Source organism: Mesorhizobium sp. M1006 (assembly GCF_040318825.1).
In the GTDB taxonomy this organism is placed as follows: domain Bacteria; phylum Pseudomonadota; class Alphaproteobacteria; order Rhizobiales; family Rhizobiaceae; genus Mesorhizobium.
The window spans coordinates 15,106-30,802 of the sequence record NZ_JAMYMZ010000022.1 but is presented as its reverse complement, the minus strand read 5'-3'; the positions used below and the strand labels follow the sequence as shown (position 1 = coordinate 30,802).

The window sequence follows — 15,697 nt, the reverse complement described above, 5'->3', positions numbered from 1 at the left end:
CGATTACCTGTTTTGGCGAGGCGACTGCGCTGCGAGAGTCCTCACAATGGATAAATACTTCCGGGACGCGCCGCGCGAGATAGCAAAGCTCTCGGCACCCCGGCCAGTGGGAATTGTCAGCCGTCCGCGCGTAGTGGCGCTGCTTTCGCAGGCCCTCGACAGCGGTGCATGCTGGCTGGCGGCGCCTGGTGGATACGGCAAGACCACCGCGGTGATCGACTTTCTGGAACACGGCGGGCTGGAACAAGGCGGGCTGAAGCAAGGCGAATCGGCGTACAACTGGTATCGGGTCGACACCGAGGACCAGGACGTTGCGCGCCTTTTCCACTATCTGACGCTGTCGCTCGACGGCAGGCATGCCGGCATGCCGGTCTTTGGTCCGGAATATGCCGACAATTCCGACGATTTCGCGCGGCTGTTCTTCCGCACCTATTTCTCGCGGCTTGATCCGGGCACGATCCTGGTCCTCGACGATCTGCATCGTGCCGATGCGCCAGGCTTTCGCCGGACGCTGGCGATCCTGTTGCGCGAACGCCCCAACACTGTCTGCTGCATCTGCACATCGCGGATGCTGCCCGAGGGCGACGTCGCCGACCTCGTGCTGTCGGGACAGTTGCCGGTGCTCAACCAAACGCTGCTGGAGTTTTCGCCTGGGGAGGCTCGCAACCTCGTCACCGCCCGCTCGCAATCGCCGTCCGAGGTCGGCGACATTTCGGAGGCGCGCGGCTGGGCGGTGGGCCTTCTCCTGCTGGCCAACGCCGGAATGTACTACCCGCTTTCGCAGACCGGCCTTGCCGGGGGCGCCGGCCTTCGGGAGATTGTCGGACGTTATTTCCTGCGCGACATCGCGCCGGAGGACCAGGATCTGCTTATCAGGCTCAACGTTCTGCCGGAGATCAGCACGGAGCTTGCCGATGCGTTCCTGGGCTCGCCGCAGGCTGCTCGCCTGCTGGTGCGGCTGCAGCATCGCCAGCTGCTGATCACGCGCGACGGTCCGGGCGGCGCCGCCTTCCAGCTGCATGACTTGTTGCGCGAATACCTTGCCGGCCTACTGGACCGGCGCGTGACGGAAGCGGACCGTTCCAGGCTGCGCGAGCAGGCAGCAAAGGTCCTGCACGAGGCAGACAAAACCGACGCGGCAATCGTGCTGGCGTTGCAGGCGGGCGCCTGGCCGCTGGCACGCCAGCTCATTCTGGAGTGCGCTAACGGCGTTCTCACGCAAGGGCGCAGGGCCAGCTTCGTCGAATGGTGCAACAGGCTGCCCCCCGACCAGATGGACGGGTGGGTCCATTATTGGCTGGGCGTCGCCTTCGCATCGGACGATGCGAAGGCCGAACCGCACTTCTCCAAGGCATGGCAAGCATTCGAGAACACCGACATGCGCGGCCAATGCCTGACGGTGGCGCGGGCGGTCGTAGTCAAGACCGCCAGCTGGCGTACGCATGAGGGGCTGGCGGATTGGACGCGCCGAGCCTCACAGGTTCTTGCCAAGGGATTGCCGGAGTTGGATCCGGAGGAACTCATGATGGTCAGGCTCGGCATCCTGCGGGCCGTCGATTTCGCCGAACCTGGCGAATTCGACGCCCATGACGCGAAGCGCCTCGTGAATGATATCCAGCAGCGCCTGACACATCTGCCGATCGAGGATTCGGTCGAGTTGCGCCTGCTGGCAAGCGAAGCGCTCATCGACTACGCGACCTCGTCGGGGCAGCGCGACATTTTTGCCAATGCCGTGGACAGCGTTGCCGCCGATCTCGAACATCCGGATATCCCGCCGTTGGTGCTCGGCATGTGGCTGGTGTCCTTTGGCTCGGCCAGCGGCCGTTACTTCCCCTATTCGCGGCGCGGTTTTGTCTATGCCTCGGCCGAGGATGCGTTGCGACGCGCAACGGCGATAGGCGAGCAGCACGCCTTACGGGGCGTCGAGTTCAGCGCGCTCTATCAGCTTCAATTGCTGATGAAGCTTCACAACAGGTTCTCGGAATTCAATGCGCTCGTCTCCCGGCTGGGCGAGATCGCGGACAGCAGGTTCACAACCCAGGTCGCTGTAGTCGCCGACTGCCACGCGGCGATGCACACGCGCAACGGCGACTTCGTCAAGGCTTATCTCGACTGCGATGCCTTCATGGATGCGATCGAGCGGGCGAATGAGCCGATGATCGAACGCTGGCCGCATTACGTCACCAAATACCAGGTCCTGCTGGCCGATCGGCGTCCAGCGGAGGCCATTGCGCTACTCCAGGAGATCGTCGAAAGGCTGAGCGGCGGCCCTCGCCAGCGCGTCGAACTCAACATTCTGGCCGCTCGGGCCCTGGAGCAGAAGTGGAACGGCGGCGCGTCCTATGGCAGTCGTCTGGCTGAATTCATGGAGGCGTTGCGCCAGGTCAACCCCTCCGCAATCCTGCTCAACCTGCCGGACCTATTGGCCGATCTTGTCGCCGATGCGCTGGAGCGAAAGATCGACGTCGATCTCTGCCGCCGTGTCGTTCGGGCGCGATATCTGGTCCCGCCCGCTGGCCGACCCGTCCAGTGGCCTTGGCCGCTCAGGATCCACTTGATGGGAGGCTTCCGCCTCGAAATCGATGGTGCCGAGGTCGCGCCCGGTGCCAAACCTACCCGCGCGCTCGACATATTGCGCATTATCTGCCTGTCGAGGGACCAGGTCTGTTCGGTGGAAACCCTGCAGGATTGGCTCTGGCCCGACCTCGACGGCGACCAGGCCAAAGCGGCCTTGGAGCAGGCGCTGCATCGTCTGCGCAAATTGCTCGGGCAAGGCGAACTCGTAACGCTGAGAGAAGGCCGTTTGCGGCTCGCTGCCGACAAGGTCTGGATCGATCTGCAGGATTGGGAAGACCGGCTGAAACCCGTTCTGTCGGGCCAAAGAGACTGCGCAATCGAGGAGCAGGAGATGCTGCTGGAAGGCTTTGTCGGCCCGCTTTTCTCGAATGCCCCGATGCCCGCCTGGTCGAATGCCGCGGCCGACCGGGTGCGGGATGGGTTTGTGGAGCTTGCCGTGCGGATCGCCAAACACTGGCAGAGTCAAGGCAATGCGGATCGGGCACGCCAGGCGTGCCGGCGTGCGCTCGATTTCTACCCGGAATCGGCCAAACTCCATGGCACGCTCATCCAGGAGAGCCTCTCCAGGAACGATCATGCCGGCGCCATCGAGGATTACCGGCGCTATGAACGCGCGCTCGCTTCGACCGGCGATGACGAGCCCTCGCCTTTGCTGCGTTCGCTCGTGCGCCCGTTTCTCTAGACCGGTTCATCGTTTCACGGAAACGCCGAACCGCTCTATCTCTTTATTTTTGCGCAATTCCGGACGGAAAACCGTTCCACACTTTTCCTGGAATTACTCTGGCGCAGCTCGGAACTCTGTAAGCCGTCCGTAAGTCGCGGTCTGGGAACCTCGGCTCGTCGATCAAAACCGATCGCCGGAGGCCTGAAGCCCCCGATACCAACACTCACAGGAAGGAAAAGGTCATGCCGTATACTGCCAGAGCAACTTCGAGAGTGCGTGCCGGCACCATCCGCGCTGGAGCCACAAGACTTTCCGACCAGCTCAGGATCGGGCCTTGGTCGCTCCTCTCGCCCGAAGCTGTCATACAGCAAAAGTACAACTCCCTTGGAGGCGCCGGCTTCGCCGAGATCGACAGGAAGGACACTGGAAAAGCCTGGTATCTCAAGAACGGCTCATGCATTTGTTACAACGATGCCATGCACGACGCCTTTGAGATCCATGGCGAAATCTACAGGAAGTGGATTGCGCTTGGCGGTCTCGCGTGGGGCATTCCCTGCACCGACGAAACCGGAACTCCCGACGGCGTCGGCCGATACAATCACTTCAACAACAATACCGCTTCGATCTACTGGACACCGAACACCGGTGCTCAAGCGATTTGGGGGGCAATTCGCGGCAAATGGGCAGCAATGGGCTGGGAGCGCTCGGTTCTCGGCTATCCGGTCACCGACGAAACCGGAACTCCCGACGGCGTCGGGCGCTACAACCATTTTGCCAATGCCGGCTCGATCTACTGGACACCGAACACAGGAGCCAACGTGGTGTACGGTGACATCCGCAAGAAGTGGGAGAGCCTGGGCTGGGAACAGTCATATCTGGGATATCCCACGACCGACGAGACCGAATTTGCCGATGGTGGCCGTGCCAATCTGTTTGAAAACGGCGGCATATACTGGTGGCCCGACACCGGCGCGATCGACCTTCGAGACGTCGTCGTCCACTATACCGGCCTCCATTGCTTCGGCGAGACCGACTGGGATCAGGGATCGAGTGCGGACGAACCCTATGTCATCGTCAGCGTGACAACGCCGCAGATCGCCGACACCAGGCGCAGCCAGGTCTATGGCGACGTCGATGCCGGAGATACGAGACCCGACCTTATGGAAATCTATCGAGGCAAGCCCTACGGCATCAATATCGGCACGGTGCTGATGGAAAACGATTTTGGCGACCCCAACAAATACAAGGACGAGGTGCAGAAGATCGTCATGGGCGTCCATACGGCGGGCACGCTGGCTTTGGGCCTCATTCCGGTGGCAGGACCTATCATTGCCGCGATAGCCGGCCCCGCCCTGGGATCCTTGATGCCATCGATCGGCGGCGCCATCAGCGATCTCTTCGATTGGGGCGATGACAGGATCGGGAGCGCGACAGTGACCATCTCCGCAAAGCAGATGGTGTTGCTCGCGGCACGTACGAACAATACCACCTTCAGCGGGATTGGGTTCAAAGTGGAAACGCCCCTGATTTCCGGCGAGGGGGCTTCCTACAAAGCCTATTTTGGCTTTGTGCCTGCCTAGGCCAATCGCCTCGGCAAAAACCTTCGCCGAGACAATCAAACTTACCAGCCCGGCCTTCCATTGGCGGGGCTGCCACTTCGCGACTGAGAGTTTCCGTAGCGGTCGTCGCAAGGCGCGGTCCGGATGCGGCAGCGGCCGATCAGCATAGCGGGCAAGCTGTCGTTGCCTAACCCCGCACAGCCCGTAGCGCCGCCATGAACGCGGCTCCTTCGGCCGGAACGATGGAGACCGCATTAAGTGCGGTCACCTCAACGACGCGGCCGCAGCCAACGAGGCCGAACGGGACCGGCGGAAACCGGATCAGGCGGTGCGCAACCCGCCGCCATGACAGCCGAGATCAATCAGGATGGAAAGAGAACGGTGACAAGAGCGGGCATGCATCACACCAGCCCGCGCTTGGCCATCATCGCTTCCGGGGAAGGCATCTTGCCGCGGAAGGCGGTGTAGAGTTCTTCCGGGTCCTTTGAACCGCCGGCGGCGTAGATGTTCTTGCGCAGCCGCTCGGCCAGCGCCGGATTGAAGGGATCGCCTGTTTCCTCGAAGGCGGCGAACGCGTCGGCGTCGAGCACTTCCGACCACATGTAGGAGTAATAGCCGGCAGAATAGCCATCGCCGGCGAAGATATGGCCGAAATGCGGGGTGCGGTGACGCATGGCAATGGTGTCAGGCATGTCGAGCTTTTCGAGCGTCTCGGCTTCGAAACGAAGCGCCTGTTCCGGTGCATCCGGCCGGGCGTGGTAGGCCATGTCGACCAAGGCCGAGGCGGTGAACTCGACGGTGGCGAAGCCGGCGCCGAAGGTGCGCGCCGCCAGCATCTTGTCGACCAGCGCCTTTGGCATCGGCTTGCCGGTCTTAATATGCAGCGCATGCTTTTCCAGTACCGCCGGCACCGTCAGCCAGTGTTCGTAGAGCTGCGAGGGCAGCTCGACGAAATCGCGGCTGACCGAGGTGCCAGCGACCGATGGCCAGGTAACGTCGGTCAGCATGCCGTGCAGCGCGTGACCGAATTCGTGGAACAGGGTCTTGGCCTCGTCGACCGACAGCAAGGCTGCCTCGCCGGCCGGCGGCTTGGCGAAATTCATGATGTTGTAGATGACCGGCTTGGAGCCATCGCCAAGCTTGTAGCCGGATTTCAGCGCGCTCATCCAGGCGCCGGAGCGCTTCGAAGGCCGCGCGAAATAGTCGGCGAGGAACAGGCCGCGCTCGCTGCCGTCGGCATTCTTCACGACGAAAACGCGAGCGTCCGGATGCCAGGTGGCAATGCCCTTCTTTTCTTCGAAAGAGATGCCGAACAATCGTGTTGCCACGTCGAAACAGGCGTCGATGATGCGGTCTAGCTGCAGATACGGCTTCAGCTCGGCCTCGTCGAAGGCGAATTTCTCTGCACGCAGCTTCTCCTGATAGAAGCGCCAGTCCCAGGCAGCGAATTTCTCGTTGCTGCCGGCCTCGACCGCCAGCCGCTGCAATTCGGCCTGGTCGCTTGCGGCCTTTTCCACCGCCTTTTCCCAGACCGGATCGAGCAGCGCGTGCACCGCCTCCGGCGTCTTGGCCATGGTGTCGTCGAGCTTCAATGCGGCGTAGGAAGCATAGCCGAGCAGCTTCGCCTTCTCGGCGCGCAGGCGCAGCATGTCGCGCACCACTTCCGTGTTGTCGGTAGCGCCGCCATTCTGACCACGCATGATGAAGGCGCGGAACGCCGTCTCGCGCAGGTCGCGGCGTTCTGAGAAGGTCGAGAACGGCTCGTAGATCGAACGCGACAAAGTGACGGCGTAGCGGCCCTTCTGGCCGCGCATCTCGGCGGCTTCCGCCATCGAGCTTTTCAGGAATTCCGGCAGGCCGGCCAGGTCGGCCTCGTCGAGGAACAACGCCCAGTCGCGCTCGTCGGCAAGCACGTTCTGGCCGAAATTGGTGCCGAGCGACGACAATTCCTCGTTGATCGAGGCCAGCCGCTTCTTGCCTTCGGCGTCGAGCCTGGCGCCGGAGCGGACGAAGTTTTTCCAGGTCTTTTCCAGCACCCGCAGCGTTTCGGCATCGAGCTTCAAAGCCTCGCGGCGCTGATAGAGATCGTCGATGCGGGCAAACAGTCGCTCGTTCATCGAAATCGCCGAGTAATGCCGCGACATCTTTGGCGAGATGTCGCGCTCCAGCGCCTGGATCGCCTCATTGGTGTGGGCGCCGGCGCGGCACCAGAAGATCGAGGAGACATGGTCGAGCGCCTCGCCGGCAAGCTCGAGCGAGGCAAGCGTGTTTTCGATCGTCGGCGTCCCGGTGTTGCCGGCAATCGCCTCGATCTCGGCCTCATGCGCCTTCAGGGCCGCGTCGAAGACCGGAGAAAAATCGCCGTCGCCGATGCGCGTGAAATCGGGCAGGCCGAACGGCCCTTGCCATGCGGTCAGCGGATGGGCGGCGAGGTCGACGGTTGACGGCATGGGCAAACTTTCGCTGGGTGGGCGGGAGAAGCGGATCGTCACCGATGTAAGGCGCCGGCCCGTTGCGCGCAACAGCGGGTCCCGTTCATGGTTCCGTCAGTAGCCGTCGCAATTTTCGGCGATCGCGGCTTGCGAACTGGCGGTGATCTGGTCGTTGGCGACCGCAAAGGTCTCCTGCATCAGCATGTCGTTGCTGGGAAAATCATAGCAGGCGATGACAGTGGTGACGCCGCCCTCCGATTTCTCGATCCGATGGCGGATTTCGGCCCCGGCGACGGCGCCTTGCCACTCGGCGATCGAGGCGATGAATTCCTGCTTGCTTTGCACGACGCCGAGGTCGTCGAGCTTGATGCGGACGTTGTCGGCAAGCAGGTCCGACAATTCGCCGCGGTCGGCGACGAGGAGTGCCGAATACCAGCGATCGATGATCGCGCTATCGTCGGCACGGGCGAAATCTGCCGAGCACAGCAGTGCCGCAGCCGCGAACGCGTCCCGAAGTCGCGTCATGCCTTGTCTCCTACTCCATCTCCGGCCGCTCGAAATCGCCGGTGTCCTTGTTCATCACCCAAAGCTCGCCGGTCGAAATATCGAACCAGGCACCGTGCAGCGACAGCCGCCCCTTGCCTTCGAGGATCGAGACGCAAGGGAAGGTACGCAGATTGGCGATGGAATAGCGGATCGAGATGCGCTCCAGCGCCGTCTGGCGCTCGGTCGCGGTCATGAAGGTGCTGGACGATACGGTCTCGGCCGCGGGCGCGATCAGGCTCATCCACTTGCCGATGAAATCGCCCGGCGACAAGGGTGCGGCCGTGGTGTCGAGTGCCGCGCGGATGCCGCCGCAGCGGCCGTGGCCCATCACCACGATGTTCTTGACCTTGAGGCTCTGCACCGCAAATTCGAGCGCCGCCGATGTCGAGTGGAACTGATCGTCTGGCGCATAGGGTGGCACCAGATTGCCGACATTGCGCAGCACGAACAGCTCGCCCGGCCCGGCATCGAAGATCGCTTCGGGCGCGGCCCGCGAATCGCAGCAGGCGACGATCATCGTTTCCGGTGCCTGGCCCTCCCGCGCCAGCGAGCGATAACGGCCGCTTTCGGTGAGATAGCGGCCGCTCATGAAACTGCGGTAGCCGGTGAGAAGATGCTCGGGAAGATGGGGCATGGGCAGCGGTGGGAGCCTTTCCGGGTTGAAGGCAGCTCGGTTCAATCCCGAAAGGCTCTAGCGCATCGGCCCGAAAATCGGAACCGATTTTCGGAAAGCGGGATGGCGTGGTTTCGACGTGCTAGCCCGTATTTTGACACAGGTGAACGAACGCCGCCATTAATCGGGTTCAGAACCGCAGATTGGCGGTTCGACTATTCCGCGATGTCCAGCAGGGTCGATATCAGCAGCCGGCGCTCTTCGGCGGAGAGAATGTCCGAATCGAACAGGTTCATGCTGCGAAGCCCTTCGATGGCGAGATAGCAGACCAGCAGCGCCTTGAGGTTCGGCGTCTCCTGCTTCAGCCGCTCGAATAGCTGCCGCCTGAACGATTTTATCGGCGTCAGGAAATCGGGATCCTCGGCAATCGCCGAAAATATCCAGGATGCCGACGGTTTCGATTCCTCGGCATGCTCGGCCGACAGCTTGATGTAAGTTGCAAGCGGGCTTTCGCCGTTGACGCCGGCCGTGCGGGCGGACTCCAGGGCCTGCTCGAAGGCGCGCAGGTAATCCTCCACCAGCGCCTGCATCAATTTCGCCTTGGTCGGGAAATTGTAGAGAAGACCGCCCTTCGACACGCCGGCACGGCTGGCGACCGCATCCAGCGACAGGCTGCCAGGACCCGTCTCGCGCGCCACGGCGGCGGCGGCGGCGAGGATCTTCTCGCGCGAATTTGCTCTGCGGGCCTTCATCAAGCGTTCCCCATTCATTAGCTTAGGCGGAATTGACAAGACCGTCCAGACGGTACAGTAAGATCGCCGTCATTTGAAATTGGGACCAGGCACAGGTATGTGTTCCGGTCATCCGACCGTTATGCTGGGCCGTGGCCGAGGGACTGTTCGTGATCAAGCGCTTCATCATCGCCTTCATTCTGCTCGTGCTGGTGTGCGGCGGCATCGTCGGCTTCAACCTGTTTCGCGACAATGCGATCAAACAGTTCTTCGCCACCATGAAGCCGCCGGCCGCGACCGTGTCGACGGTCATCGTCAAACCGATGTCATGGACGCCCGGCATCGAGGCGATCGGCACTGTCAGTGCCGTACGCGGCGTCGACCTGACGGTCGAAACCGCGGGCATCGTCAAGGACATCCTGTTCCATGCCAATCAGAAGGTCGCCGCCAACGCCGTGCTGCTGCAGCTCGACGATGAAGTCGAGCGAGCCGACCTCGTGGCATCGAAGGCGCAAGCCACCTCCGACCAGACGACGCTGATGCGCGCTCTTGAGCTGCAGAAGCGCGGGGTGGGCACCGATGCCACGCTCGACACGGCGCAGGCAGCAGCATCGGTCTCCGCCGCGCAGGTAAACAAGCTGCAAGCGGTGCTCGACCAAAAGCAGTTGACGGCCCCTTTCAAGGGTACCGTCGGTATTCCGAAAATCGACCTTGGCCAGTATCTCACACCCGGCACCGCCGTGGTGACCTTGCAGGACATGGATACGATGCGTGTCGATTTCACCGTGCCGGAGCAGCAGCTTCCGCAGCTGAAGATCGGACAGACGGTGCGGTTGGGCGTCGGCGGCGGCGACATGCCGTTCACCGGCAGCATCCGCGGCATCGATCCGAAGATCGACCCGACCAGCCGGCTGGTGACCGTGAGGGCGGAGGTCGGCAATCCCGAAGGCAAGCTGACGCCCGGCCAGTTCGTCCAGGTGCGCGTCGAACTGCCCGAGGAGAACGACGTGCTGGCGCTGCCGCAGACGGCGCTGACTTCCAGCCTGTACGGCGACTTCGTCTTCGTGGTGCGCCCGGCCAAATCCGCCGAAGCCAACGGCGCGGCGCCCGAGGCAAAGCCGGAAGAAAAGCCGGCTGCAGATGCTGCCAAGCCCGCGGCCGAAGCACCCGCGGCAAAACCCGACGAAAAGCCGGCTGCTACCCCAGCCAAACCGGCAGAGGAAGCCAAGCCGGCAGCGGAAAAACAGAAGCCGCAGCTCGTGCTAGCCCAGGTGTTCGTCAAGCCAGGCCGCCGCAACGCCGGCCTGGTCGAGATTCTGGAGGGCATCGCGCCCGGCGACGAAGTCGTTACCGCCGGCCAGAACCGGCTCTCCAACGGAATGTCCGTTGCCGTCGACAACACGATCGATCCGAGCAAGCCAGGGAACCAGCAGGCAGCCCAGCAATGAGCTTTTCCGACCTCTTCATCCGCCGCCCGGTCCTTTCGACCGTGCTTGCCTGCATGATCCTGCTTCTGGGTTTTCAGGGAATCTTCAACCTTTCGATCCGGCAGTATCCAGAGGTTGAAGAAACGGCCATCACCATCACCACGGCCTATCCCGGCGCCAGTGCCGACCTGATCCAGGGGTTCATTTCCGCGCCGATCGCGCGTGCCGTCGCTTCGACCGAAAACATCGATTATGTCACGTCGTCGAGCCGGCCGTCCTCCAGCACCGTGACAGTGCAGATGAAGCTCGGCTCCGACCCCGACGTCGCGCTGAACGAAGTCTTGTCGAAGGTTCAGAGCGTTCGCGGCGATCTACCGGACGAAACCAAAGACCCGGTGATCGTCAAGGGCACCGGCCAGCAGTTCGCGATGATGTACATCTCGATGCAGAACCCGAACATGACGCCGGAACAGCTCACCGAATATATCGAGCGCGTCGTGCGGCCGCGTATCTCGACGGTCGAAGGCGTCGCCGACGTGCAGATCTTCGGCGCAGCCGAATATTCGATGCGGGTCTGGATCGACCCGATCAAACTGGCGGCGCGCGGCGTGACCGCGGCGGAAGTGCTGGCCGCCATCAACGAATCGAATTTCCTTTCCGCGCCCGGCGACACCGAAAACGAATATGTGGTTTCTTCGATCACCGTTCGCTCTACGCTGCAGACCCCGGAGGCTTTCGCCGCCCTTCCACTCCGGTCGAAGGACGGCAATGTGGTGAGATTGCGCGACGTGGCCCGCGTCGAACTCGCCGCGGCGAACACCGACACCAGGGTCAGCTTCAACGGCAAGCCCGGCATCTTTCTCGCTATCTTTCCGACGCCGGCCGCCAATCCGCTGACCACCGCGGCGGCAATCCACAAGATTGTGCCGACCATCCAGGAGACGCTGCCGCTCGGCATGACGATGGAGATCGTCTACGATTCAACCGAGCAGATCAGTGCGTCGATCGAGGAGGTGTTCAAGACCATCGGCGAGGCGGTCGCCATCGTCATCGTTGTTATCCTGCTCTTCCTCGGCTCGTTCCGCTCGGTGCTGATGCCGATCGTGACCATTCCGCTGTCGCTGATCGGCGTCTGTTTCCTGCTGTTTTCGGTGGGCTATTCGATCAATCTTTTGTCGCTGCTGGCCATGGTGCTGGCGATCGGACTTGTCGTCGACGATGCCATCGTGGTGGTGGAAAACATCCACCGCCACATGGAGGAAGACGGCTTGTCGCCGATGCAGGCGGCGTTCAACGGCATGCGCGAGATCTCGTCCGCCGTCGTCGCCATGACGATAACATTGGCCGCCGTGTTCGCGCCGCTGGCCTTCACCGGCGGCCTGACAGGCGCACTATTTCGCGAATTCGCGGTGACGCTTGCCGGCTCGGTGGTGCTTTCGGGTGTCGTCGCCCTCACCATCACACCGATGATGTCGGCACGTATCCTGAGGTCCGGCTCGCACAGCCGCTTCCAGCGCATTGTCGACAATACGTTCGGGCGCGTCGAACACATCTATGAGCGGCTCGTCACCGGTTCGTTGAACTATCGCCCGGTGACGCTGATGATCGTCCTCGCGCTGGTCGCCACGACCGGTTTCATGTTCACCAAGACCGCGAGCGAACTGGCGCCGGAAGAGGACCAGGGTTTCCTGCTTTCGCTGGTGACCGCGCCGCGGTACGCGACGTCGGACTATACCGAAACCTACGTCAATCAGATACTCGGCCTGGTCAAGGATCTGCCTGAGACGCGGGCACAGTTCTCGGCGGTCGCCTTCGGTGGTGGCCAGACGAACAGCGCTTTCGTCGGCTTTGCGTTCAAGGACTGGGCTGACCGCACGCGCAACTCGAAGGAAATCCAGCAAGACATTACGGGCCGCCTGAGCAAGGTGGCGGGCGTCGAAGCTTTCGTCTTCGCGCCGCCGACGCTGCCCGGCTCCGGCGGCGGCCTGCCGATAACGATGGTCGTGCGCTCGACCGGCGACGCCTCGCAGGTGTACGAGGCGGCCGAAGACATCAAGAACAAGGCGCAGGCCTCCGGCCGCTTCATCGTCGTGCAGAATTCGATGACCTTCGACGCGCCGCAAGTGACGGTGACGATCGACCGCGACCGCGCCGCCGCGCTCAACCTGCCGATAGCCGACATCGGCCGGACGCTGACGCTCCTGGTCGGTGGCGCCGAAGTGGCGCAATTCGACCGCGAATCCAACAGCTACGACATCATCCCGCAGGTGCCGCAGAGCTTTCGCGACAACCCTGAAAAACTGGGCGAGTATTTCGTGCGCAGCGTATCGGGCGAGATGGTGCCGCTCTCGGCGGTGGTGAAGATCTCGACCAACGCGTCGCCGGCCGCCATCGAGCAGTTCAACCAGCTCAACTCGGCGACGATCTCTGCCTTGCCGCGGCCCGGCATCACCACGGGGGATGGGCTACAGGCGATCGAGGACATTGCCAAGCAAAGCCTGCCCGACACCTTCTTCATCGACTATACCGGTCAATCGCGGCAGGAGAAGGAACAGGGCTACACGATCATCATCGCCTTCGCGGCGGCGGTGCTCGTCATCTATCTGGTGCTGGCGGCGCAATTCGAAAGTTTCCGCGATCCGCTGATCATCATGATGGCGGTGCCGCTGTCGATCTTCGGCGCGATCGTGCCGCTTAATGTCGGGCTTGGCACGCTCAACATCTACACCCAGGTCGGCTTGATCACGCTGATCGGCCTGATCACCAAGCACGGCATCCTTCTGGTCGAGTTCGCCAACCAGCAGCGTGAAATGCACGGCATGCGGCGGCGCGATGCGATCATCGCGTCGGCCAGGGTGCGGCTGCGGCCGATCCTGATGACGACGGCGGCGATGGCGCTCGGCGTGGTGCCGCTGATCATCTCCAGCGGCGCTGGTGCCGCGGCACGCTATTCGATGGGCCTGGTGATCTTCACCGGCATCCTGGTCGGAACCATGTTCACGCTGTTCGTGGTGCCGATGTTCTACACCTTTGTCGCCAGCAAGGACCTGCCGCATCACGCCGAAAAGCCGGATCCGAAGCTGATGCCGGTAATGCCGGATTAGATTGCGCTAATATCCGGCCCTTGCCTGGGAGCGACGAGAAGCATCGCTCATTTAACGATGACGATGCTGGTGTTGGCCGGGCCGAAGACCTCGACGAGCTGGTAGAAATCGGCGGCGTTGTCCGGATGCAGACGCACGCAGCCATGCGAGGCTGGCTGGCCGAGGCGCTTGATGGCGCTTGTCGCATGTACGGCGTAGCCGCCGCTGAAGAACACCGAATGCGGCATCGGGGCGTTGTCGTATTTCTTCGAATACCAAATTTCATGCATGCGGGTCGGCTTGAACGAACCGGTCGGCGTGACGTGCGTCCTGTCGCCGGTCGAGACTTTCCAGGCGAATGTCGGCCGGCCGTCGACCAGGATTTCCATGGTCTGCTGCGATAGCGACACACGCGCGACGATCTTGTTGGCGGCGGCGTGGGCTGCGCCGTTGCCGGCACTGACAAGCAAGGCAGTACCGGTGATGACGGCGGCGGCGATGTTGATGAGCTTGGCGGAAATGGCAGTGCACATGATGTCTCCCCTATTCTGCCGGTCGGGACCGGCTCAATTCGATGACCGGCTTATCGGGGCGTCATGTTTCAAGCCGATTTCGCTAGATGCTCGTTTGTGTTTCGATTCTGTTTCCCCTGGTTAACAGAAAAGGTCCGCGCAAAGCAGCTTGCAGTTGCACGACGTCGTCATGACGGTGGCGTGTTTGCCTAGGCGGATCGGCCAAACCGCGGCGCGAATACGCGATTGCCTTTCGTTTGATAGGAAGTCACCTGACTCCGAAACCGAGCTGCAACAAAGCGCAGCCTCGGCGGCATGATCCGGATACAGCGAACAGGCAAAGTTGACCTGACGAAAACAGCGGTCAACGAACGATCGGAAGCCAACACTGTTTTCGCTACGGTCTGGATTGGTCTGGACAGTTTCCAGCCTGCGCGTCGACCGGCTCAAGCCCCTCTGGCGGGGGCGGCTTAGGGCCGTTGAGGATGCGCGGCGCCTCCGGCAACTTGCAGCCGAGAGGACCGAAGGCCCGCGCCGCAACGGGGGGCTCCGCTGGCGGCGCGGGCGCTTCGGGGGTTCCCCTGAAGTGCCCGTAAATTCCAATTTTGAGGAACGAACAGGATGAAAACGAAATTCGCCGCTTCGGTGCTTTCCGCGCTGCTTTACGTCCAGGGGCTGCTCGGCATTGCCGGCCTCGCCACCGTGCTGCTGAAGGAACGTGCCCATGCCGGCGAGGTCAGCACGAACAGTGACATGCCGTCCGGCCCGTCGCTTCTCGTGGTGCGCTGAAGAGCATCGGACCCCAAGGTGGAAACCGGTTGTGGGAAAATCCGATGCTCAAGACAAAAGGGTGGCCGTCCTGCCTTCAATCGGCGAATTGCGTCGGCGGATCGAACCGGTAGCCCGCACCCCGTATGGTGGTGATGGTTTCGGTATCGAGCTTGCGGCGCAGCCGCACGATGCGCGAATCGATCGACCGATCGAAGGCTTCGGCATTTTCGGCGGGCGCGGCGGCGATGATGTCGTCCCGCGTCAGCACCTTGCGCGGGCTGGCCAGGAACAGCCTGAGCAGCGCCACCTGCCCGGGGGACAGCTGTTCTTCCGTGCCCGAGCGGTGCATGACGATGGCCGATCGGAGATCGACGGTCGCGTTCTCCAGCACGATCAGTTCCCCGGCGCTCCTGCCGCGCCGAGCCAGAAGGCCGCCTACGCGAGCGGCAAGCTCCCTGACATTGAGCGGGCTTTCGACGACGTCGGCGGCGCCGAGTTCGAGCGCCAGAACCTTGTCGACCAGATCGGCCGGGCGGCAGATCAGGATGAAATCCGGTCCACCTTCGCCGCCATGTCGCCTGAGCAGGTCGCGCCCCTCTGCCTGGCTGACGCTGTCGCCGACAACCACGACATCGATACCCTTTGCCGAAAGCAGCGATTCGGCCTCCCACGGCTGTCGCGCCGCGCGGACTTCATGACCGCGCCGCTCGAGATGATCGGCGAGATCGGTCGCAATTACTTCAGCGACGGAAACAAGCGCGATAACGGATCGTGCAGCCATG

11 protein-coding genes are annotated in these 15,697 nt (G+C 62.5%); 5 read left to right on the top strand and 6 right to left on the bottom strand.

The annotated features are described in order from the left end of the window. The first annotated feature begins 46 nt into the window (after positions 1-46). Together NKH60_RS20905 and NKH60_RS20900 are read left to right on the top strand one after the other, a co-directional pair. Positions 47-3,259, top strand: a complete 3,213-nt coding sequence (locus NKH60_RS20905) for an AfsR/SARP family transcriptional regulator (protein ID WP_352873163.1) — start codon at positions 47-49, stop codon at positions 3,257-3,259. Between the two features lie 224 nt (positions 3,260-3,483). Continuing rightward, the gene (locus NKH60_RS20900) at positions 3,484-4,821 is read left to right on the top strand and encodes an LGFP repeat-containing protein (RefSeq protein WP_352451262.1); all 1,338 of its coding nucleotides are present in this window, start codon (positions 3,484-3,486) and stop codon (positions 4,819-4,821) included. Positions 4,822-5,201: 380 nt separating this feature from the next. Here the strand turns inward: NKH60_RS20900 and NKH60_RS20895 are convergent, their stop codons facing one another. The 4 genes from NKH60_RS20895 to NKH60_RS20880 form a co-directional block, all read right to left on the bottom strand. Next, positions 5,202-7,256 carry a M3 family metallopeptidase gene (locus tag NKH60_RS20895; protein WP_352817795.1) on the bottom strand — a complete coding sequence of 685 codons (2,055 nt, stop codon included), beginning with the start codon at positions 7,254-7,256 and terminating at the stop codon, positions 5,202-5,204. Positions 7,257-7,346: 90 nt separating this feature from the next. Beyond that, positions 7,347-7,757 carry a nuclear transport factor 2 family protein gene (locus NKH60_RS20890; RefSeq protein ID WP_352834649.1) on the bottom strand — a complete coding sequence of 137 codons (411 nt, stop codon included), beginning with the start codon at positions 7,755-7,757 and terminating at the stop codon, positions 7,347-7,349. Positions 7,758-7,767: 10 nt separating this feature from the next. Next, on the bottom strand, positions 7,768-8,412 hold the full coding sequence (locus tag NKH60_RS20885; protein WP_352681849.1) for a carbonic anhydrase: 645 nt from the start codon (positions 8,410-8,412) through the stop codon (positions 7,768-7,770). A gap of 194 nt (positions 8,413-8,606) precedes the next feature. Continuing rightward, on the bottom strand, positions 8,607-9,143 hold the full coding sequence (locus NKH60_RS20880) for a TetR/AcrR family transcriptional regulator (protein ID WP_352683701.1): 537 nt from the start codon (positions 9,141-9,143) through the stop codon (positions 8,607-8,609). A gap of 149 nt (positions 9,144-9,292) precedes the next feature. Between NKH60_RS20880 and NKH60_RS20875 the strand changes: the two genes are divergently transcribed. After that, positions 9,293-10,570: an efflux RND transporter periplasmic adaptor subunit gene (locus NKH60_RS20875; protein WP_502895634.1), complete on the top strand. Its 1,278-nt coding sequence runs from the start codon at positions 9,293-9,295 to the stop codon at positions 10,568-10,570. Next, on the top strand, positions 10,567-13,653 hold the full coding sequence (locus NKH60_RS20870; RefSeq protein ID WP_352613219.1) for an efflux RND transporter permease subunit: 3,087 nt from the start codon (positions 10,567-10,569) through the stop codon (positions 13,651-13,653). Before NKH60_RS20875 ends, NKH60_RS20870 begins: the two co-directional genes overlap by 4 nt. 47 nt (positions 13,654-13,700) lie before the next feature. On the opposite strand, the gene NKH60_RS20865 is transcribed toward NKH60_RS20870, so the two are convergent. After that, positions 13,701-14,165: a L,D-transpeptidase gene (locus NKH60_RS20865; protein WP_352834647.1), complete on the bottom strand. Its 465-nt coding sequence runs from the start codon at positions 14,163-14,165 to the stop codon at positions 13,701-13,703. A gap of 600 nt (positions 14,166-14,765) precedes the next feature. On the opposite strand from NKH60_RS20865, the gene NKH60_RS20860 reads away from it, so the two are divergent. Further along, positions 14,766-14,933: a hypothetical protein gene (locus NKH60_RS20860; protein ID WP_023721318.1), complete on the top strand. Its 168-nt coding sequence runs from the start codon at positions 14,766-14,768 to the stop codon at positions 14,931-14,933. 76 nt (positions 14,934-15,009) lie between these two features. On the opposite strand, the gene NKH60_RS20855 is transcribed toward NKH60_RS20860, so the two are convergent. Then, on the bottom strand, positions 15,010-15,696 hold the full coding sequence (locus NKH60_RS20855; RefSeq protein WP_352834644.1) for a winged helix-turn-helix domain-containing protein: 687 nt from the start codon (positions 15,694-15,696) through the stop codon (positions 15,010-15,012). Between the last annotated feature and the right edge of the window lies 1 nt (position 15,697).